The sequence below is a fragment of the Thermomonas sp. genome (assembly GCF_029945965.1).
In the GTDB taxonomy this organism is placed as follows: domain Bacteria; phylum Pseudomonadota; class Gammaproteobacteria; order Xanthomonadales; family Xanthomonadaceae; genus Thermomonas.
Map to the genome: position 1 here is coordinate 873,332 of NZ_JAQSDO010000015.1, position 20,000 is coordinate 893,331.

Annotated in this window: 18 protein-coding genes and 3 tRNA genes; 1 reads left to right on the forward strand and 20 read right to left on the reverse strand. The window is 64.0% G+C overall.

Annotated features, from left to right (window positions below):
* Positions 1-10: 10 nt before the first annotated feature.
* The 3 genes from PSV05_RS10260 to PSV05_RS10270 all read right to left on the reverse strand — a co-directional run bounded on the left by PSV05_RS10260 (position 11) and on the right by PSV05_RS10270 (position 5,103).
* Positions 11-1,648 carry an FMN-binding glutamate synthase family protein gene (locus tag PSV05_RS10260; RefSeq protein ID WP_300064775.1) on the reverse strand — a complete coding sequence of 546 codons (1,638 nt, stop codon included), beginning with the start codon at positions 1,646-1,648 and terminating at the stop codon, positions 11-13.
* Between the two features lie 231 nt (positions 1,649-1,879).
* Positions 1,880-4,384, reverse strand: coding sequence for an FtsX-like permease family protein (locus PSV05_RS10265; RefSeq protein WP_300064778.1), 2,505 nt, complete (start codon positions 4,382-4,384; stop codon positions 1,880-1,882).
* Complete coding sequence (locus PSV05_RS10270; protein WP_300065468.1) at positions 4,381-5,103, reverse strand: ABC transporter ATP-binding protein; 723 nt, start codon at positions 5,101-5,103, stop codon at positions 4,381-4,383. Before PSV05_RS10270 ends, PSV05_RS10265 begins: the two co-directional genes overlap by 4 nt.
* A 38-nt stretch (positions 5,104-5,141) precedes the next feature.
* On the opposite strand from PSV05_RS10270, the gene PSV05_RS10275 reads away from it, so the two are divergent.
* The gene (locus PSV05_RS10275; protein WP_300064781.1) at positions 5,142-5,804 is read left to right on the forward strand and encodes an arylesterase; all 663 of its coding nucleotides are present in this window, start codon (positions 5,142-5,144) and stop codon (positions 5,802-5,804) included.
* A 14-nt stretch (positions 5,805-5,818) separates the two neighbouring features.
* On the opposite strand, the gene PSV05_RS10280 is transcribed toward PSV05_RS10275, so the two are convergent.
* The 17 genes from PSV05_RS10280 to PSV05_RS10360 form a co-directional block, all read right to left on the reverse strand.
* Positions 5,819-5,905, reverse strand: a tRNA-Leu gene (locus tag PSV05_RS10280).
* Positions 5,906-5,998: 93 nt separating this feature from the next.
* Positions 5,999-6,072, reverse strand: a tRNA-Cys gene (locus PSV05_RS10285).
* 60 nt (positions 6,073-6,132) lie between these two features.
* Positions 6,133-6,208, reverse strand: a tRNA-Gly gene (locus PSV05_RS10290).
* Positions 6,209-6,244: 36 nt separating this feature from the next.
* Entirely contained in the window at positions 6,245-6,817 is a 573-nt protein-coding gene (gene pgsA, locus PSV05_RS10295; RefSeq protein ID WP_300064784.1) for a CDP-diacylglycerol--glycerol-3-phosphate 3-phosphatidyltransferase, read from the reverse strand.
* Positions 6,817-8,688 (reverse strand): excinuclease ABC subunit UvrC, encoded by a 1,872-nt coding sequence (uvrC, locus tag PSV05_RS10300; protein ID WP_300065470.1) that lies wholly within the window; start codon positions 8,686-8,688, stop codon positions 6,817-6,819. Before uvrC ends, pgsA begins: the two co-directional genes overlap by 1 nt.
* Positions 8,685-9,152 (reverse strand): low molecular weight protein-tyrosine-phosphatase, encoded by a 468-nt coding sequence (locus PSV05_RS10305; protein ID WP_300065472.1) that lies wholly within the window; start codon positions 9,150-9,152, stop codon positions 8,685-8,687. The genes uvrC and PSV05_RS10305 overlap by 4 nt, the downstream gene beginning before the upstream one ends.
* A 19-nt stretch (positions 9,153-9,171) precedes the next feature.
* Positions 9,172-9,942: a 3-deoxy-manno-octulosonate cytidylyltransferase gene (gene kdsB / locus PSV05_RS10310; protein ID WP_300064787.1), complete on the reverse strand. Its 771-nt coding sequence runs from the start codon at positions 9,940-9,942 to the stop codon at positions 9,172-9,174.
* 124 nt (positions 9,943-10,066) lie between these two features.
* Positions 10,067-11,092, reverse strand: a complete 1,026-nt coding sequence (lpxK, locus tag PSV05_RS10315; RefSeq protein ID WP_300064790.1) for a tetraacyldisaccharide 4'-kinase — start codon at positions 11,090-11,092, stop codon at positions 10,067-10,069.
* Positions 11,089-12,840 carry a lipid A export permease/ATP-binding protein MsbA gene (gene msbA, locus PSV05_RS10320; RefSeq protein ID WP_300064793.1) on the reverse strand — a complete coding sequence of 584 codons (1,752 nt, stop codon included), beginning with the start codon at positions 12,838-12,840 and terminating at the stop codon, positions 11,089-11,091. Before msbA ends, lpxK begins: the two co-directional genes overlap by 4 nt.
* Positions 12,837-13,310, reverse strand: a complete 474-nt coding sequence (locus PSV05_RS10325; protein ID WP_300064796.1) for a biopolymer transporter ExbD — start codon at positions 13,308-13,310, stop codon at positions 12,837-12,839. Before PSV05_RS10325 ends, msbA begins: the two co-directional genes overlap by 4 nt.
* 10 nt (positions 13,311-13,320) lie before the next feature.
* Complete coding sequence (locus PSV05_RS10330) at positions 13,321-13,944, reverse strand: MotA/TolQ/ExbB proton channel family protein (protein ID WP_300064799.1); 624 nt, start codon at positions 13,942-13,944, stop codon at positions 13,321-13,323.
* A 27-nt stretch (positions 13,945-13,971) separates the two neighbouring features.
* Positions 13,972-16,416: a DNA internalization-related competence protein ComEC/Rec2 gene (locus PSV05_RS10335; protein WP_300064802.1), complete on the reverse strand. Its 2,445-nt coding sequence runs from the start codon at positions 16,414-16,416 to the stop codon at positions 13,972-13,974.
* 113 nt (positions 16,417-16,529) lie between these two features.
* Positions 16,530-17,252 (reverse strand): lipoprotein-releasing ABC transporter ATP-binding protein LolD, encoded by a 723-nt coding sequence (gene lolD / locus PSV05_RS10340; protein ID WP_300064804.1) that lies wholly within the window; start codon positions 17,250-17,252, stop codon positions 16,530-16,532.
* Positions 17,245-18,489 (reverse strand): lipoprotein-releasing ABC transporter permease subunit, encoded by a 1,245-nt coding sequence (locus PSV05_RS10345; RefSeq protein ID WP_300064806.1) that lies wholly within the window; start codon positions 18,487-18,489, stop codon positions 17,245-17,247. Before PSV05_RS10345 ends, lolD begins: the two co-directional genes overlap by 8 nt.
* A 23-nt stretch (positions 18,490-18,512) precedes the next feature.
* On the reverse strand, positions 18,513-18,890 hold the full coding sequence (locus tag PSV05_RS10350) for a hypothetical protein (RefSeq protein ID WP_300064809.1): 378 nt from the start codon (positions 18,888-18,890) through the stop codon (positions 18,513-18,515).
* 25 nt (positions 18,891-18,915) lie between these two features.
* A complete protein-coding gene (locus tag PSV05_RS10355) occupies positions 18,916-19,182 on the reverse strand; it encodes a succinate dehydrogenase assembly factor 2 (RefSeq protein WP_300064813.1) in 267 nt (88 codons plus the stop codon).
* A gap of 6 nt (positions 19,183-19,188) precedes the next feature.
* Positions 19,189-19,980 (reverse strand): succinate dehydrogenase iron-sulfur subunit, encoded by a 792-nt coding sequence (locus PSV05_RS10360; protein ID WP_300064816.1) that lies wholly within the window; start codon positions 19,978-19,980, stop codon positions 19,189-19,191.
* Between the last annotated feature and the right edge of the window lie 20 nt (positions 19,981-20,000).

Below are 20,000 nucleotides of genomic sequence, written 5' to 3' on the forward strand. Positions count from 1 at the left end.
GTGAAGGATATCAAGTGCACTTGCCGCTGCGCAGACTCAGCACATGCGGAGGCGGCATGAAGCTATCGCTGCGCGCGTGTTGCCAGAAGTCTTCGAAAACGGCGTGGTCGGGAATGCCGGCCAGCAGCTCGCCACGGCGCAGGAATGGGTACAGCGCATTAATCGAACGCACTTCGGTAGGCGACACCCGGCGCAGGATGTGCTCCGGGCCCAACTGGTCAGGATGCTCCAGGCCCGAGGCGCACAGCAGGTCGCGCAGCACATGCAGGGTGTTGTCGTGGAATTCGCGCACGCGGGTGGATTTGTCCGGCACGTCAAGCTTGCGCCAGCGGCTCGAATCCTGGGTTGCAATCCCGGTCGGACAGCGGTCGGTATGGCAGCTCAACGACTGGATGCAGCCCAACGCGAACATGTAGCCGCGCGCGGCATTGCACCAGTCCGCACCCATCGCCAGGGTTCGCGCAATGTCGAAGGCGCCGACGATCTTGCCGGCCGCGCCAATCTTGATCCGGTCACGCAGATCCAGGCCGACCAAGGTGTTGTGCACCAGCATCAAGCCTTCCTGCATCGGCACGCCAACGTGGTCGATGAACTCGGCAGGCGCGGCGCCGGTGCCACCCTCGGCGCCATCGACGACGATGAAGTCCGGAAGGATGCTCGGCTCCAGGGAAGCGCTCTCCTGCATCGCCTTGGCAATGGCGAACCATTCCCATGGATGGCCGATGGCGAGCTTGAAACCGGTCGGTTTGCCGCCCGACATCTCGCGCAGGCGGGCCACGAACTGCAGTAGTCCAAGCGGCGTCGAAAACTCCGTATGTGCGGCAGGCGAGACGCAGTCCTGGCCCATTGGCACGCCGCGGGTCGCCGAAATCTCGGCGCTCACCTTGGCCGCCGGCAACACGCCGCCATGGCCGGGCTTGGCGCCCTGCGACAGCTTGATTTCGATCATCTTCACCTGCGGATCATTGGCCGCCTTGGTGAAGCGTTCGGGATTGAAGCTGCCGTCGTCGTTGCGACAACCGAAATAGCCGGAACCAATTTCCCAGACCAGGTCGCCACCGGCTTCACGGTGGTAAGGCGAGATCGAGCCCTCGCCGGTGTCGTGATAGAAGCCGCCGGCCTTGGCGCCGGCATTGAGCGCGCGGATTGCCGCCGCCGACAGCGCGCCGAAACTCATCGCCGAGATATTGAACACGCTGGCCGAATACGGCTGCTTGCTGGCACCTCCAATCGTGACCCGAAAGTCCGGCGATTCGATATGGGTTGGCGCGATTGAATGGTTGATCCATTCGTAATCGATGCCGTACACGTCCTGCAGGCTGCCAAACGGGCGCACGTCGTTGACCCGCTTGGCACGTTGGTAAACCAACGCGCGCTGCTGGCGCGAGAACGGCACCTCGACGATGTCGGACTGGATGAAGTACTGGCGGATTTCCGGGCCAATGGTTTCCAGCCCATAACGAAGATGCGCCAGGATCGGAAAATTGCGGCGTAGTGTGCTCTTGCGCTGGAGCATGTCCAGGGTACCCAGCGCGGACAGCGCGCCAAATATCACAACGCCCCAACGCCACTCTATCTGCCACCTACTCAGCAGCAACGAGATCAGGAACAGGACGATGCTGGCGATGTATGCGCTGTATCTGCTCATGCGCGAAGCATATCAATCTGGCGCGGCACTCCGTCGCGCCTTCTGCAGGAGCGGACCTGGCCACGACCGCTTTACGAACCAACTGTGCCGAAACCGATGCAAGCTCTTGTAGAGCGTGGCTTGCCGCGCTGGGGCTTGGGCGGCCAAGCGGGGCAAGCCCCGCTCTACGGGATGGCTATGGCAGAACGGGGTTGGGCTCTTGTAGAGCGTGGCTTGCCGCGCTTTGAATGATCACGACCCACGCAGGATTACCGACGGGGGCGAGTTCAGGACCCCGCGTGTGGCCCACATGCCAGCGGCCAGTGCAGCGGCCATGCCCAGGCTGCCGCCGACCGCTGCCATCACCCAGTCCGGTTCCCACGGCAGATTGAACACACGCGTGGCTACCACCCCGGACAAGATCGAAGCCGCCACTGCCGCCACCAGCCCCGAAATCAGGCCAAGCGCAGCAAACTCGGACGCCTGCGCCAGCCGCAGTTGCCGGCCGCGCCCTCCGATCACGCGCATCACCGCACCTTCGTGCAGGCGTTCGTCCTGGCTGGCACTGACTGCAGCCAGCAATACCAGCACCCCGGCAGCGAAGGAAAACCAGAACACCACCCGCACCACAGTCGCGACCTGATCGGCAGTGCTGCGCACCTGCTTGAGTACGGCATCGACATCGATCACCGACACATTCGGGAAACGCGCGACCAGCTCAGCGGTAAAGCGCGACTTGGCGGGTGGCACGTGGAGTGCGGTGATGTGGCTGGCCGGGTAACCCTTGAGCGCACCGGGCGACACCACCACGAAAAAGTTCGGCCGGAAGTTCTCCCACTCGACCTTGCGCAGGCTGGTGATGCGGGCGTCGAGGCGTTGCCCGGCGATGTCGAAGCCGATGCGATCGCCGAGTTTCCAGCCCAACGTGTTGGCGAAGCCCTCCTCCACCGAGATTTCCGTCTGCGCGGGGCCGTCGGCCGGCCAGAACTCGCCTGCTGTGATGCGATTGTCGGGCTGCAGGGTGCTGGTTGTGGACAGGTTGAACTCGCGCTCGGCCAATGCCTGCGCACGCTGACCGGATTCCGCGTATTGCCCTTTTGGCACCTCGCGCCCGTTGCGGGCGATGTAGCGCGCACGCACCATCGGGAACAACTCTGGTGCCACCAGTCCATTGGACTTGATGAATTCCGCCAACGGCTTCAGCTGCTCGGCCTGCACGTTGATGATGAAGCGGTTCGGCGCATCCGCGGCCAGCGTGCGTTGCCAGCGATCCAGCAGGTCGCGTTGCACGAAGGTCAGCAGCAGCAGCGCCATCAACCCCAGGCCCAGCGCCGAGACCTGGGCAATGCTGGTGCCTGCGCGTCGACTGACGTTGGCCAGCCCGTAACGCAATGGCCCACGCAGACGCGAACGCAAGCGGCGCAACAGCAGGATCAGCAGCCAGGCCATCAGCGCCAGCACCGCGAGTGTTGCAGCGATACCGGCCAGCATCGCAAACCCCAACGTTGCCGATCCCGCTTTCCACCACAGCAACGCGGCCAGGCCGCCCAATCCCGTCACCGCCGCCAGCCATGCGCTTGGCTCAGTCGGATCCAGGTCGCGGCGCAGCACACGCAGCGCGGGCACGCGACGTAGCGCCAACACCGGCGGCGCACCGAATGCGAGCAACACCAGCATGCCGACTGCCAAACCTTCGGCAGCCGGCTGCCACGCGGCCGCTGGTATGCCCACGCCCAGTTGCGTAGCCAACCACGCGCCGACGCCCCACTGCAGCAGGAACGCGATTGCAATTCCAATACTGCAAGCCAGCAGACCCAGCAAGACCAGTTCGCCGACATGGATCGCTACCAGCGTGCGTTGGCTGGCGCCGAGGCAACGCATCACCGCCGCGGCCTGCAAGTTGCGTTCACTGTGGCGGCGTGCGGCCATCGCCACTGCCACCGCCGCCAGCATCACCGACACCAATGCGGCCAAGCCCAGGAAGCGCCCCGCACGGTCAAGTGCGGAAGCGATCTCCGGGCGCGCATCGGAGGCGGTTTCAACGCGCAGGCCGCGCACATTTGCCGCTGTCACCTCACTTGAAAATCGTGACAGCGCGGGTGCATCACCCGCTACTGCCAGCCGGTAGCGCAGGCGACTGCCTTCCTGCACCAAGCCGGTGGCGGCGAGGGCGTCCAGCGGCACAAAGAGCTTCGGCGCCACGCTGAAATAGTCGACACCTGCATCAGGTTCCTGCAGCACCAGCGCCGCGATCCGGAAACGGGATTCGCCCAGCGCCACCACATCGCCGATGTGCGCGCCGAGGCGGTCGGCGCCGGCACGACTGAGCCATGCCGAACCTGCTGGCGGGATGCCACTGGCGATACGCTCGATACCATCACCGGTATCGATGCGGAACTCCCCGCGCAGCGGATAACCGACGCCCAGCGCACGCACTTCGCCCAACTCCAGGCGCTCGCTGCTGCCACTGCCGATGCGCAACATGCTGGTGAGGTCGCGGGTCTCGCTCATGCGCAGGCCATTGGCGCGAGCGGCTTCCGCCAATGCAGGCGGCAATGGTTGGTCGCTGCGCAAGACGATATCGCCGCCCAGAAGACGGTTGGCTTCCTGGGTCAGTGCGCGCGCCGCGCGGTCGGTGACGAAGCCGACCGCGGTAACCGCGATGACCGCCAACACCAGCGCAGCCAACAGGATGCGGATGTCACCCGACGCCAAATCTCGGCGTAACTGCCGCCATGCCAGTTTTCCAACCTTCATGCCGGTACCAGGCGCCCGCTGTCGAGCCGCAAGGTGCGGCTGCAGCGCGAGGCCAGATGCTCGTCATGGGTGACCAGCACCAGGGTGGTGCCGTGGCGTGCATTGAGGTCGAACAACAGTTCAATGATCGCCTGCCCGGTCTGGGTATCGAGATTACCGGTGGGCTCGTCGGCAAACAGCAACGATGGTTGGGTGACGAACGCGCGCGCCACCGCGACCCGCTGCTGCTCGCCCCCGGACAGCTGGCGCGGGTAATGGCCCAACCGCTCGCCAAGGCCAACCTGTTGCAGGATCTCGCGTGCAGGTCCTTCGGCATCGTCATCGCCGCGCAGCTCCAGCGGCAACATCACGTTTTCCAGCGCAGTCAGCGATGGCAGCAACTGGAAGCTCTGGAACACGAAGCCGACCCGCTCGCCACGCAAGCGGGCGCGGCCGTCCTCGTCCAGCGACGACAGCAATGCGCCATGCAGGCTGACATCGCCGGTCGTTGGTGTGTCCAGCCCCGCCAGCAGCGATAGCAGGGTGCTCTTGCCCGAACCGGATGCGCCGACAATCGCCACGCTGTCGCCTGCCTCGATGGCAAACGACACGTCCGCCAGGATGCACAGCCCGCCCTCCGGCAACAGCACAGTCTTGCCCAGCGCCGTCACACGCAGGGCTTCGGTGGCGTGGACAGCAATGGTTGCAGCGACAGCTGGCATTGCGTGGCTATAGTCCATCATGTCGGCCATTGGGTTCGATGTCCTGGAGTGCATGCATGTCGATGAGGTATGGCGGCGGTCGAGCGATCTTGCAATGGGCGATGTTGTTTTCGCTTTGGCTCGCAGCAGGCATCGCCTGCGCGCAGCCTGTATCAAAACCGCAGGCCGGTAATCACACAGTGCTGGTGGTGGGCGATTCGCTTTCGGCCGCCTACGGCATTGCCGCGCACGAGGGCTGGGTCGCGCTGACGGGGCAACGCCTGGCGGCGCGCAAACCAGCTTGGCACATCGTCAATGCCAGCATCAGTGGCGACACCAGCGCCGGCGGCGCGGCGCGGATCGTGGCCGAGGTCGTGCGCGTGAAGCCCGCCGTGGTGGTGATAGAACTGGGCGCCAACGATGGCTTGCGCGGCCTGCCTCTACGCGACCTGCGCCGCAACCTGGCCCGCATGGTCGGCGCTTCGCAGAGTATCGGCGCGAAGGTATTGGTAATCGGCATGCGTCTGCCACCGAACTATGGCCAAGCCTATACGCAGGAATTCGAGCGCGGATTCTGCGGCATCGCGGACCTGATGCACGCCGCGTGCCTGCCGTTCCTGCTGGAGCCGATCGCGCGCGATCGCACCGCGTTCCAGGACGACAACCTGCATCCGGTTGCATCGGCGCAGCCGGCATTGCGCGACCATGTGTGGCCCGCGCTGGCCCCTTTGCTCGACTGACAGCGCGCTGTTCTTGGTGCCCGGAGTCGGAATCGAACCGACATACCCTTGCGGGTGAGGGATTTTAAGTCCCTTGCGTCTACCAGTTTCGCCATCCGGGCGGCTTGTGCATGGTGCCGTAACTACCGCACAACGCAACTACGCCAAAAAATAAAAATCCCGACCGGAGCCGGGATTTTCATATTCCAGCAATTTGGAGGCCGAGGTCGGAATTGAACCGGCGTACGCGGATTTGCAGTCCGCTGCATAACCACTCTGCCACCCGGCCGGATGACTAAAAAAGCAAAGCCCCGCGAACGGGGCTTGCGTGAACGTTTCCGTTCAAACCTGGAGCGGGAAAAGGGACTCGAACCCTCGACCCCGACCTTGGCAAGGTCGTGCTCTACCAACTGAGCTATTCCCGCGTTGAGCCGACTATTCTAGCGCCACGCTCGGCACTGTCAACTCCCTTTTCGCTCTTCTGCCGTCAATGATGGCCAGGCGGCCCGCGCGTATTCATATCCCGACCACAAAGTCAGTATTGCAGCGATGGCCAGCAGCCATTCGCCGATCACGAACACCGGCAAGCCCAACAGGGGTTCGCGGTACAGCAGGAAGCCCAGCGCGACCATCTGCACCACAGTCTTGATCTTGCCCACCGCAGCTACCGCGACCTTGCCGCGCTGGCCCACTTCGGCCATCCATTCGCGCAGCGCAGACACCGCGATTTCGCGGCCAATGATCACCGACGCCCATAGCGCCATCCAAACCGTGTGGTGGTGTTCCACCGTGATCACCAGCGCGGTGGACACCATCAATTTATCCGCCACCGGGTCCAGGAAGGCGCCGAACGTCGAATACTGGTTCCAGCGCCGCGCAATCCAGCCATCCAGCCAGTCGGTGATGGAGGCGAACGCGAAGATCGCAGTTGCCGCGATATTGGTCCAGCGGTAGTCCAGGTAATAGACGATCACCAGTACCGGGATCAATGCGATCCGCGCCAGGGTCAACCATGTGGGGATCGTCAGCTTCACTACGTCTCCTGTGTTCCCGTTGTGTCCCGTGCCATGCCATGCAGGCTGGTCCAGATCCGTTCCGCCAAGGCCCGGTTGATGCCATCAACCTTGGCGATATCGTCCACTGCCGCCGCCTTCAATCCCGACAGACCACCGAAATGCCGCAACAGGTTAGCGCGTCGGCGCGGTCCAATACCGGCGATGTCTTCCAGGCGGCTGGTGCTGCGTGCCTTCTGCCGACGCCCGCGGTGGCCGGTGATGGCGAAACGATGCGCTTCGTCGCGCACCTGCTGGACCAGTTGCAGGCCCGGTGAAGCAGCGCCTGGCTGGATTTCACGGCCATCCGGCAGTAATAGGGTTTCATCACCAGGCTTGCGCGCAGGCCCCTTGGCCACGCCGACCAGCGCAACGCCGGCAACGCCACTTTCCTGCAACGCCGTCTGTGCCTGCGCGACCTGCCCGGCGCCACCATCGATCAACAGCACGTCCGGTAGCACCGCATCCGGGTCGCCCTCGGCCGCAGGCCGGAACCTTCGTTGCAAGGCCTGGTGCATGGCCGCGTAGTCGTCGCCCGGCTCGATCCCGGCGATGTTGTAGCGCCGATACTGGCTGCGCACCGCGCCGGTGGCATCAAACACCACGCAGGACGCGACGGTGGCCTCGCCCATGGTGTGACTGATGTCGAAACACTCGATACGTTTCGGCGTTTCGGCCAGCCCCAGCATCTCGCGCAGGTCTTCCACTCGTGCCTGCTGGGCGCTGCTGCTGGTCAATTCCGTCGCCAGGGCGAGTTCTGCATTGCGGCGTACCAGGTCCAGGTGCGCGGCGCGCTCACTACGCACATTGCATCGCAATTCGACAGTGCGGCCGACATGGCCGGCCAACGCAAGTTCGATCAGTTCGCGGTCGGGGATGTCGCGATCCAGCACGATTTCGCGCGGAGGCGGTTGCTCGGCGTAGTACTGCGAGACGAATGCCGCCAGTACTTCAGCGGCGCTGTCCTCGCCATTGGTCTTCGGGAAGAACGCGCGCGTGCCGAGGTTGCGGCCGTCGCGAAAGGCCAGCAACATCACGCAAGCCGACGCACCCTGCATCGCCACCGCCAGCACGTCGAGGTCAGCATTGCGGCCATCCACATACTGCCGCGCCTGCAGCTTGCGGATGGTGGCGATCAGATCACGCAGGCGCGCGGCATTTTCGAAATCAAGATGCTCGCTGGCCGCCTGCATCGCGGCGGCAAGTTCATCGCCAAGTTCTTCGCTACGCCCTTCCAGGAACAGGCTTGCGCGACGCACCGCCTCTGCGTAAACGGGTGCATCGATAAGTCCCACGCAGGGCGCGCTGCAACGGCCGATCTGGTACTGCAGGCAAGGCCGGCTGCGGTTGCGGAACACGCTGTCCTCGCAGCTGCGCAACTTGAACAGCTTGTGCATCAGGTTGAGGGTGTCGCGCACCGACACTGCGCTTGGATACGGACCGAAATAGCGACCGGCAATGGCGCGTGGGCCGCGATGGAATGCCAACCGCGGCCACTCTTCCTGGGTCAGCAGCACGAACGGATAACTCTTGTCGTCGCGCAGCATCACGTTGTAACGCGGCTGCAGCGATTTGATCAGCTGGTTTTCCAGCAGCAGCGCATCGGCCTCACTGCGAGTGACGGTGACCTCGATCCTGGCGACCTGCGCCAGCATCGACATGATCCGGGTCGATTTCGGCGTCGCATTGAAATAGCTGCCGACCCGGTTGCGCAACGCACGCGCCTTGCCGACGTAGAGCACGTCGTCATTGGCATTGAACATCCGGTACACGCCAGGCGCGGCCAGCAGGCCCGCAGCGGTCACTTTGCCGTCGAAGGCGGGCGTGGTGTCGTCGGGCTTGCGCCGGCTCAGAACCGGCCCTGCCGGATGCGTTCGACGACGCCCGACGCCGCAGCATCGACCAGTTTCCACGCCCGCGCGAAATCGCGCGGATCGCCGCAGTACGGATCCGGCACGTCCTTCTTGCCGAGTCCACTCCATTCCATCAGCAGTTCGACATCGGCATGTGCGGTGCGTGGCTTGCGGATGCGTGCGTCGTGCAGGATCGTGCGGTCCGCGCACAGGATGAAATCGAAGGTGGTGAAATCCTCCAGCGTCAACGCGCGTGCGCGCTGTTCCGAAATGTCCACGCCATGTTTGGCTGCGCATGCAATCGCGCGCTCGTCCGGCGCATGACCGACATGTGAGCGACCGGTTGCCGCCGAATCCACATGCACCTTCGCCTCCAGTCCGGCCTCCCGCAGGCGCGCGCGCAGCACGCCCTCGGCCATCGGCGAACGGCAGATATTGCCGAGGCACACCATCAATACCCCCAAGGGTCTTGCTTTCAGAGTGCTACCCATTACGTCGTTGCCACTCCTGTTCTGCACGTGCCAGGTCGTCTGGCGTGTCAACGCCGGGCGAGAATGGCGATGGCGCAAGTCGCACCGCGATCCGCCAGCCTGCTTCCAGCGCGCGAAGTTGTTCCAGTGATTCAGTCTGTTCCAGTGATCCCATCGGCAATGCCGCGAACGCCTGCAATGCGGAGACACGATACCCATAGATGCCGATGTGCCGAAGCCAGCGCCCCTCCGGCATCACGGTGCGATCGCGGGCAAACGCATCGCGCGGCCACGGCACCGGCGCGCGGCTGAAATACAGCGCATCGCCATTGCCTGTCACCACGACCTTCACCGCATTCGGATCCAGCAAGCTGTCGATGTCGTCGATCAATGCCGCCAGCGTCGCGATGCCGGCGCCACTTTCAGCCACTGCATTGGCCACGCAGGCGATGCCGTCTACCGGTGCAAAGGGTTCATCACCTTGCAGGTTGACCACGATGGTGTTGTCGTCCCAGCCAGCGATGCGTGCGCATTCGGCCAAGCGGTCGGTGCCGCTCGCATGCTTGATCGAGGTCATCGCGACATGCACACCGCTGCCCGCCAATGCATCGGCGATGCGGGCGTCATCGGTGGCCACCCAGACCTCGCACGCACCAGCCTGCAAGGCGCGACGGGCGACATGCAGGACCAAGGGTTCACTACCGATCAGGCGCAGCGGCTTGCCGGGCAAGCGTGAGGCGGCATAACGGGCGGGAATGGCGACGACGAAATCGGGCGTGCTCATGCCGCGATTATCGCCCGGCACCGCAAAAAGGGGTCGGGGTGAAGTTTCACGCCGATTAAAAAAGGGGTCAGAGTGAAGTTTCCTGACCAGAATCGTTGGCGGCCGCGCAGAATCGGCAGGAAATTCACTCTGCCCCCTTTTTGCCCACCAACTTGTCGAGCAATGCAGTCCAGAACGTTTCCGGCATCCGCGCCTGCACCGGCACCGAATACCATTGCGCACCTGCGAAACCTGCGCATTTGACCGCATCCTTCTCGGTCATCAGCACCGGGAGCTGGCTGCCAAAATCCAGATCTTCGGCCTGATAGGCATGGTGATCGGGAAACGCGTGCGGTACCACCGCGATGCCGAGCTCGCGCAAAGTCGCGAAGAATCGATCGGGATCGCCGATCCCGGCAACCGCATGCACACGTTGGCCCGCGAATGCCGTCAGCGCCTGTGAACGTCCACCCCGGATTGGCAAGGCCTCGATCACCTGCAGCCGCATCGGCCATTCACCCACGCCGGCCGCAGGAAGTATTGCAGCATCGTCCAACACCCCCAGGTTGAGCACCCGGAACGTGCAATCGGCGGCACGTTCGATCGGTTCGCGCAGCGGACCTGCGGGCAATAGTCGACCGTTGCCATAGCGACGGCGCACATCGACGACTTCGATTTCGATGTCTCGGGCCAGGCGGTAATGCTGAAGGCCGTCGTCGCAGACGATTACATCGCAACCTGCTTTGGCCAGCGCCTGGGCAGCCGCCAGGCGGTCGCGATCCACCCGCACTTTGGCACCGGTGCTGTGCGCGATCAGCAAGGGCTCATCGCCGCTGAGTGCGGCATCACTGCCGGGCTCGACCCAACGCGGCGTTTTTGCTTCGATGCGGCCATGCCCGCGACTGGCGACACCTGGCGTAAAGCCGGCAGCGCGCAGGCGCCGGACAATCGCAATCGTCAGCGGGGTCTTGCCAGTGCCACCAGCGACGATATTTCCGACCACGACCACCGGCACGCCCGGATGCCGGCTGCGCTTGATGCCGCTGCGGTAGAGCTTGCGTCGCAAGCCAGTGACTGCGCCATACAGGACTGAAACCACGCGCGCATGGATCGGCGGGGAACTGCCGTCATGCCACCACGCTGGCGGCTGCGGCAGCGTTTTGCGGGTCATGCGCCTTGCTCGCGGAACTGCATGGCATGCAGGTGCGCATACACGCCACCGGCCGCCATCAATTCAGCGTGCGTACCCTGCTCCACCAGCTTGCCGTCATCGAGCACGAGTACTTGATCGGCATGTTCGATGGTCGAGAGTCTGTGCGCGATCACCAATGTCGTGCGATCCGGGATCAGGTGTGCCAGTGCATCCTGCACCAGCCGCTCGGATTCGTTGTCGAGCGCCGCAGTCGCCTCATCCAGGATCAGGATCGGCGCGTCCTTGAGCATCGCCCGGGCAATCGCCAGGCGCTGGCGTTGGCCACCGGACAGCTTGCCGCCCTTGGCGCCGATCGACGCATCGATGCCCGCTGGCATGCGCGAGACGAATTCCGCAGCATTGGCATCGCGCACGGCTGCTTCGATGCGTTCCTTCGCCGCGCCCTGCGATTCGCCGTAGGCGACGTTGTCAGCCACGCTGCCATCGAACAGCATCACCTGCTGGCCAACCAGGGCGATCTGCCGACGCAGGTCGGCGAGCGCATACTCGGACAGCGGATGACCGTCCAGTAGTACTTGGCCGCTCTCGGGTTCGTAGAAACGCGGGATGAGTTTGATCAGGGTCGACTTGCCACTGCCGGATCGCCCGACGATCGCGGTAACCGTGCCGGGCCGGGCGACGAAGCTGATGCCATGCAGTGCCGGCGTGGCCTGGCCGTCGTAACGCGCACCAACATCGCGAAACTCGATCAGGCCGCCTGCGCGCTGCAAGGGCCGCGTGCCTTGATCGCGCTCGCTGGGTGCATCCAGCACCGAGAACAAACGATCGGCCGAACTTATGCCCCGCTGCAGCATGCTCTGCACACTGGTCAGCTGGCGTAGCGACGGCACCAGGTTGACCATCGCCGTCATCAATTTGGTGAAACCACCAGCAGTAAGCCGGCCGTGTGCGGCTTCGAAACCCGCCGCCACCAGCATCACTGCCATGCCGATCGCGCCCAGCACCTGCACGTACATCGACAAGGTGCCGCGGGTGACCTCGATTTTCAACGACAGGTTCACGTTGCGCTTGGTCTGCTCGCCATAGCGCGCCATTTCCGTGGCCTGCGCGCCGTAGGTCTTCACTTCCTGCTGTGCATTCAAGGCTTGGTCGGCGGTCTGCAACATGTCCGCCGAGGCTTCCTGGATCGCATGGTTGAGCCGGCGGTAGCGCTTGCCGACCTTGCCCATCATCCACGCCATCATCGGCGCCAGCAGCAACAGCACCAGCGATACCCGCCAGCTGGTCGCCAGCATCACGATCAGGGTGGCGATGATTCCCAGCGTGTTGCTGACCATCACCTTCAACGAATCCACTGCAGCCTGCGCCACCTGTTCGCTGTCGGCGCCGAGCTTGGTCAACATCGAGGGGACCGGTTCGGAATCGAAGCGCGAACCCGGCAAAGTCAAGTACTTCGCCATCATCTGCATGCGCAGGTCGCGCGCGACGTTGCGGCCAGAACGTGCAATGGCGTAGTCGCCAACCAGACCGAACAGGCCACGCGCCATCAGCAGGAACACAAGGCCCGCGGGCAGCCAGTAGGTGAAATCATGTCGGACGAAAATGTCATCCACGATTGGCCCCAGCAGCCACAGGATCGCGCCGCTGGCACCGGCCTCCAGCAGCATCGCCAGCATGCCGATCGCGATCAGCCCCCAGTAGGGCCGTGCGTAGTGGCGCAGGCGCTTATAAGTGCTCGATGTGATCGATGTCGCGGTGTCGCTCACTGGGTGGTGGCTCCACTCGCTCCTGCTGGCTGGCCGGTTGGCGAGCCTGGCTTGCCGGCTTCCGGCGCAGTTGCAATGGCCACCCGGTGGAAGCCCAGCTGGCCGATTGCATCCAGTGCGGTGACAACGGCCTGATGCTGGGTGCGCGCGTCGGCGCGCAGCAGTACCGGGCGATTACGGTCGTCGCCGGCGACATCGCGCAGGGATTGCTTCAGAGATTCCAGGTCGGTGCGCAGCACTTCACGATCGCCAACGAAATAGCGACCCTGCGCATTGATCAGCACGCTCAACGCCTTGGCCTGCACTTCGGCGGGCTGGCCATCGGCACGCGGCAGTTCGAGCTTGAGCACCGAGCGCGCATCAAACGTGGTGGTGATCACGAAGAAGATCAGCAGGACCAGCATCACGTCGATCAACGGGATCAGGTTGATGTCCGGGTTGTCGTCCTGCCGGTGGTCCTGGATCCGCATGCGGCGCGCCTTAGCTACCCCTGGACCGCGGCAGCGCGTCCAGGGTGTCCATCAGGCGGATCGCCTCGTGCTCCATGTCCACGATATAGGCGGCGATGCGACCGCGGAAATAGCGATGGAAAGCCAGCGCCGGGATCGCCACGATCATGCCTGCCGCCGTGCATACCAGCGCCTTGCCGATGCCGCCGGCCAATAGATTCGCGTCACCGATGCCATGGTCAAGGATGCCCAGGAACATCTGGATCAGGCCGACCACGGTACCGAACAGTCCCAGCAGCGGGCCCGCCGCGGCAATGGTGCCCAGCGTGTTCAGGAAGCGCTCCATCCGATGCACCTGGTGGCGGCCGACGTCCTCGACGCGCTCACGAATTTCCTCGCGGCTGCGATGACGCACGTCCAGCGCGGCGGCCAACAAGGCGCCAAGCGGCGAGGTCGAGCGCAGGGAATCCACATGCGACGGATCCAGCAGCTTGCCGCGCGACACCCAGACCCGGACTTCCTCGCCCAAGCCGGGCGGCAGCACGCGAATGCGGCGCAGGCTCCAGAAGCGCTCGACGATGATGGCCAGCGCGATTGCCGACAACAACACCAGTGGGATCATTGGCCAACCACCAGCCCGAACCAGTTCCAGCACGCGTCAATCCTCCGGCGCTTCAGGCCGTCATGTATCCGGCCGATAGCATAGCCCAGCCGCCCCGTTTCGCCGTCGCACGGCATCCCACAAGCGCGGCCAGGACACCCGGCGTTCCTGCAATTGCAGCCCATCGGCGCCCAGCCAGACCCGCACTGCACCGGAACGCGCCGTGTCCACGGCTTCTGCGCCGGAATCGCACCAACGCCGTACCACCACGGGTTTCGGATGGCCGAAACGATTGCCGGCCCCCGAGGAAATCAGCGCCAACCTCGCACCCGTGGCCTTGATGAATGCCGGACTTGAGGAGCCGGCACTGCCGTGGTGCGGCACCAGCACGACATCGTTGCGCACATCCTGGCGAGCGCGCCGCAATAGTGCCTGTTCGATCACCTCACCCATGTCGCCGGTCAGCAACGCGCTGCCATGCGCGGTCTCGATCCTGATCACGCAGGTGGATTCATTTCCCAGGTAGGGAAACCACTTAGTCGGATGCAGCACGCGGAAGCGCACGCCATCCCATTGCCACGACTGCCCAGCTTGGCAGTTGGCGGTTCCGGGGGTCGGGCTGCCTTCGGGCGCCAGCATGATCGGCACCGGGAATGCGCGGGAAACCGCGGGCCAGCCGCCGGCATGGTCGTTGTCGCCATGGCTGACTACAGCGGCATCCAGCACATGCACGCCGAGCGCATGCAAGGACGGCAGCACCGCACGCTCGCCGGCATCGTAGCCATCCTTGGTTGCAGGCCCCATGTCGTACAGCAGGCTGTGATGAGCGGTACGCACCAACACGGATAGCCCCTGGCCGACATCGATCACCTCCAGTTGCACCTCACCTTGGCGCGGCAGGTCGCGCGACGGCCACAGCAAGGGCAACCACAGCAGCAATGCCAGCGGCTTGCCGGGCATGCCCCGCGGCAGCATCAGCCAGAACGCTGACAGCAGCGCCAGCGGCAAGGCGAACCAGCGCGGCTCGGGCAACCAGGCCATCGCCAGCGGGCTGTCGGCAATCGTGCGTAGCAGCGGCCACAGCAGGTCGAAGCACCATGCGGCCAGTTGCCACAGCACATCACCCCAGCCTGCGTGCAGGCTGTCGAGTAGTAGTCCCAGAAGTGCGAGCGGAATCACCACCAGGCTCCACCACGGGACTGCCAGGAGATTGGCGAACGGACCAGCGAACGAGGCTTGCCCGAACAGCACCACCGACAATGGCAACAGCCCGAGCGTGGCCACCGCCTGCGCGCCCAGGAACCCACGCAACATCACGCCAATGCCGCCCTTGGCATCTGTCGGCAGGCACCACAGCAGCCAAGCCACGCCAGCGAAGCTCAGCCAGAATCCCGCGCTGAGCACCGCCAACGGATCCAGCAGCAATAGGGCGACGCAGGCCAAGGCCAGCGAATCCGGCATCCGTTGATGACGGCGCAGGCATCGCGCGAGCACCAGCACCGCAATCATCACCGCGGTGCGCAAGGTCGGCAGCGAAAAACCAGTCATCGCCGCATAGGCAAACGCGCCAAACACCGCCCCGAAACCCGCTGCGAACGGGCGCGGCAACCATCGGCAAAGTCCGGGCAGCAGCCACCAGACCGCGGCAGCCAGCAAGGCAAAGAAGCCTGCAACCAGGCCAACATGGAAACCGGAAATCGCGATCAGGTGGGTCAGTCCCGCGGCACGCAGCCTGGCCCAGTCATCGTCATCGAGGGCGCGGGTATCGCCCAGTGCCAGCGCGCGCACGAAGCGCGAGGTGGACGAAGGCACGGCGTGTGCGATGCGTGTGCTGCCTTGCTCCCGCCATGCCGCAATCCCGGTGGGTGGCGACAGCGGCTTGGCCAATGAAGGTTCCAGCACATACCCGGTTGCCGTGATCCGCGCCGCCAACGCCTGTTTCTCGCCATCGCCACCACCGGGATTTCGCAGTCCCTGCGGTGCACGCAGCCGCAATGGCAATCGCCAACGACTTCCGGCACGAAGCACTTCGCGCGCCCGAATGTCATCGTCGAACCAGCCCACCCGCAGGCGAGTTCCGCGCAGCGCAGACGGCTGCGCCTCGTCATCGTCAACCACGAATTCGAAACGCGTGCGGCGTGATTCGTGCACCGGCAGGTCGTCGATGTGACCACTGACGGTCAGCACCTTGTTCTCAAGCGCCAATGGCAATTGCATGTCCAGTGCGTGCGCGGCGTGCAAGCCGGTGAAGCCGAAGCCGGCGAACAGCATGCCAAGTAGACGCAGACGTCCACCACGCCATGTCAACCAGACTCCGATCAACAGCAGGCAAGTAGAGACTGGCCACGGCAACAGGGTCGGCATCAACAGGCAACCCATGCAACCTGCCAACAACGCCATGGCGCAACCCGGTCCGAACACGGGCATGGTCAATGCATTGCGCGATATCACCCATCCTCGCAAACGCGAGACCAGCGACGGTAGGTGGCGTGACGCCAGAGTGCTTGCGGGCAATGCAATGGCCATGTCGCCAGCATGCCGACGCCCCGCCGCGCCAACGATCAGCGCAGGCGTGATTTCGGGGTCAGGAAACCCTGATTCCGCGCCTCGCTACTAAGCGGCTCGCTCCGAATGTCTTGCTAGACTTCGTGCGAGGCCAGTTCGCGCAGCTTGCCTTCGTGCAGTTCCAGCACCCGATCCAGACGGCGCGCCAGCCGTCGGTCATGGGTGACCAGGACCAGGCTGGTGCGTTGCGCGCGGTTGAGTTCGAGCATCTGCGCGAACACGATGGCTGCGGTTTTTTCGTCAAGATTGCCGGTCGGTTCGTCACCGAGTACGCAGGCCGGATTATTGACCAAGGCTCGTGCCACCGCAGCGCGCTGGCGTTCACCACCGGAAAGCTCACCGGGTTTGTGCTGCAGGCGATGGCCCAGGCCGACCGATTCCAGCAGGTCCTGCGCGCGCTTGTCGGCTTCGGCGGTAGGCCTCCCGGCCAGCAGCACCGGCATCATCACGTTTTCCAGCGCGGTGAATTCCGGCAGCAGGTGGTGGAACTGATAGACGAAGCCAAGCGCACGATTACGAAGTCGGCCGCGTTCGGCGTCGGACAGCGCACTCATCTTGAGGCCAGAGACGTACACCTCGCCGGCGCTTGGCACATCCAGCCCGCCCAGCAGGTGTAGCAGCGTGCTCTTGCCAGCACCGGACGCACCAAGTATTGCGACGGTTTCGCCGGCTTGCACCGCGATGTCGAGGCCGTCGAATACCTGCGTGTGCAGGCTGCCTTCGGCATAGGTCTTGCCGAGGCCTTCGGCGCGAACGACTTCACCATCGCGAGCGGGATGTTGCAGTTGCTCACTCATAACGCAGCGCCTCCGCCGGTGCGGTGCGCGCCGCGCGCCAGGCTGGGTACAAGGTCGCGATAAAGGCCATCGCCAGCGCCACGCAGGCAATGGTGGTCACGTCGCTGACCTGCAGATCGGTCGGCAGGCCAGTGATGTAGTAGACGTCCTCCGGCAACAATTGCACGCCAAACACGTTCTCGATGCCTTTCAGGATGCTGCCCAGGTTCAAGGTCAGCACGATGCCGCCAATCACGCCGAGTACAGTACCAATAATGCCGATCAGGCTGCCCTGCACCATGAACACCTGCATTACCTGGCGTGGGGTCAGGCCAAGCGTGCGCAGGATGGCGATGTCGGCCTGCTTGTCGGTGACCAGCATCACCTGCGAGGACACCAGGTTGAATGCGCCCATCGCAATGATCAGCGACAGCAGGATCGCCATCACCGTTTTTTCCATCTTCAATGCGCGGAACAGGTTTGCGTTGTCCTGGCTCCAGTCGCTGACGCGATATGGACCCTGCAGCTTGGTCGCGAGATTACGGGCAACCTCGAACGCCAGGTCCATGTCGTGCATTTTCAGGCGCACGCCGGTCACGCCATCGCCCATCCGCAGCACCCGTTGCAGGTCGTGCATATTCACGACAGCCAGGCCTTTGTCGTATTCGTTGTAGCCGGCTTCGAAAACGCCGCTGACCTTGAAGCGCTTCATGGTCTGCACGCCACCCAGCGGCGTACTGCGGAAATCGGCCAGGGTGACGATCACATCGTCGCCGGTACTCACGCCCAGCCATACCGCCAGTTCGCGCCCGAGCACGATGTTGAAGCTGCCCGGCTGCAACTCCGACAGCTTGCCCTGCACCATTTTCTTGCCCAGCACCGAGACCTTGTCTTCTTCGGCCGGCACCACCCCGCGGATCATCGCCGGCTGGTTGTTGGCGCCGGAAATCAGCGCTTCCTTTTCGATGTAGGGTGCCGCGCCGGCAACGCGTGGGTCAGCCATCGCGACTTTCACTGCGTGCTGCCAATCCGCAAGCGGCTCGCCATAGCCGCTGACGGTGGCGTGTGCAGCCATCTGCAACATCCGGTCGCGGATCTCGCGCTGGAAGCCACCCATCACCGCCAATGTGGTGATCAGTGCGACCACCCCGAGCGCAATACCGAGGATCGAGGCCATGGAAATAAATGAAATGAAGCCATTGCGGCGTTTGGCGCGCACGTAGCGCAGGCCGATGGCGACGGGAACCGGTTTGAACATCGAAAGCCCTTGGGTTTGCCGCGCTATCGTGCCACCGATGCGGTCTCGCGTGCAGGTTCCACGCGCATCGTGGCCAGTCGCAGTTCACGTCGCGACGTGGACGGCAAGATGTCGGGCCAGAACACCAGGCGTCTGATGCGGCCATCTGGCTCGCGCCAGCGCAGGAATGCCAGCGAACCGCGCCATTCGACCTTCAACGCCTGCATTGGTTGGCCATCACAAGTTGGCTGTCCACGCCCGATGGGAATCACCAGCACGCAAGGCCGCAGGCGAGCATGCCGCCTTGCGTCGAAAACACCTAGCAGCGCCGCGGCAATAGCCAGCGGCCATGCCCATCCGCGTGGCAGGTCAGAGACCAGCAACGAAAACGGTGCCAGCAATGCCAGCGACCACAGCAGCACGCTGGTCCAGCGCGATGGCTGCCACTCAATGCGGCAAGGAGCGGATCTGTTCGACGAGCGCCGCGATTTTGACATCGCCGGGAGCCTCTTGGCCTAGGAACCAGCGCCAGAGCCTATCGTCTTCGCTGTCCAGCAACCGCAGGAATACCTCGCGCTGCGCAGTAGGACTTTGCCGCCATCGCTGTTCCAGCCAACGTTCCAGCAACTGGTCAAGCTCGCGCATGCCACGTCGGCATCGCCAGCGCAGCTTGCGAAGCTCGGCTTCGTCGACGTCCATCACCTCTGTTTCCATCTGCCTCTACGCGCGGCGCGCCAGCATCAGTTGCTTGATGTCTGCAATCGCCTTGGCCGGATTCAGGCCCTTCGGGCAGGTCCGCGTGCAGTTCATGATGGTGTGGCAGCGATACAACTTGAATGGGTCTTCGAGGTCGTCCAGGCGCGCGCCGGTGTCTTCGTCACGACTGTCGACGATCCAGCGATAGGCCTGTAGCAGGATCGCGGGCCCCAGGTAACGTTCTCCATTCCACCAGTAACTTGGGCATGCAGTGCTGCAGCAGGCGCACAGGATGCATTCGTACAGGCCATCGAGCTTGGCGCGGTCTTCCTTCGACTGCAGGCGCTCGCGGTCCGATGGTGCCGGCGTCTGCGTGCGCAACCACGGCTTGATCGATGCGTACTGCGCATAAAAGTGCGTGAGATCGGGCACCAGGTCCTTGACCACCGGCATATGCGGCAATGGGTAGATCGGCACTTCGGCATTACCCTTGCCGCAGTCCTCGATCGCACGCGTGCAGGCCAGCGTGTTGGTGCCGTCGATGTTCATTGCGCACGAACCGCAGATACCTTCACGGCAGGAACGACGGAAGGTCAGCGTGGGGTCGATCTCGTTCTTGATCTTGATCAGTGCGTCCAGGACCATCGGCCCGCACGCGGCGAGGTCGACATCGTAGGTATCCACGCGCGGGTTCAGGCCGTCGTCGGGATTCCAGCGATAGACCTTGAAGCTGCGCACGCGCTTGGCCCCAGCAGCGGCCGGGAAGTGCTGGCCCTTCTGGATCTGCGAGTTCTTCGGGAGGGTGAATTCAGCCATGGATGTTTTCTCGCTCCCGG

Coding starts and splice junctions, on each gene's coding strand:
- PSV05_RS10260 (WP_300064775.1), bottom strand. CDS start 1,648: ATGAGCAGATACAGCGCATACATCGCCAGCATCGTCCTGTTCCTGATC.
- PSV05_RS10265 (WP_300064778.1), bottom strand. CDS start 4,384: ATGAAGGTTGGAAAACTGGCATGGCGGCAGTTACGCCGAGATTTGGCG.
- PSV05_RS10270 (WP_300065468.1), bottom strand. CDS start 5,103: ATGGACTATAGCCACGCAATGCCAGCTGTCGCTGCAACCATTGCTGTC.
- PSV05_RS10275 (WP_300064781.1), top strand. CDS start 5,142: ATGTCGATGAGGTATGGCGGCGGTCGAGCGATCTTGCAATGGGCGATG.
- kdsB (WP_300064787.1), bottom strand. CDS start 9,942: ATGAGCACGCCCGATTTCGTCGTCGCCATTCCCGCCCGTTATGCCGCC.
- lpxK (WP_300064790.1), bottom strand. CDS start 11,092: ATGACCCGCAAAACGCTGCCGCAGCCGCCAGCGTGGTGGCATGACGGC.
- PSV05_RS10325 (WP_300064796.1), bottom strand. CDS start 13,310: ATGCGGATCCAGGACCACCGGCAGGACGACAACCCGGACATCAACCTG.
- PSV05_RS10335 (WP_300064802.1), bottom strand. CDS start 16,416: ATGGCCATTGCATTGCCCGCAAGCACTCTGGCGTCACGCCACCTACCG.
- lolD (WP_300064804.1), bottom strand. CDS start 17,252: ATGAGTGAGCAACTGCAACATCCCGCTCGCGATGGTGAAGTCGTTCGC.
- PSV05_RS10345 (WP_300064806.1), bottom strand. CDS start 18,489: ATGTTCAAACCGGTTCCCGTCGCCATCGGCCTGCGCTACGTGCGCGCC.
- PSV05_RS10355 (WP_300064813.1), bottom strand. CDS start 19,182: ATGGAAACAGAGGTGATGGACGTCGACGAAGCCGAGCTTCGCAAGCTG.
- PSV05_RS10360 (WP_300064816.1), bottom strand. CDS start 19,980: ATGGCTGAATTCACCCTCCCGAAGAACTCGCAGATCCAGAAGGGCCAG.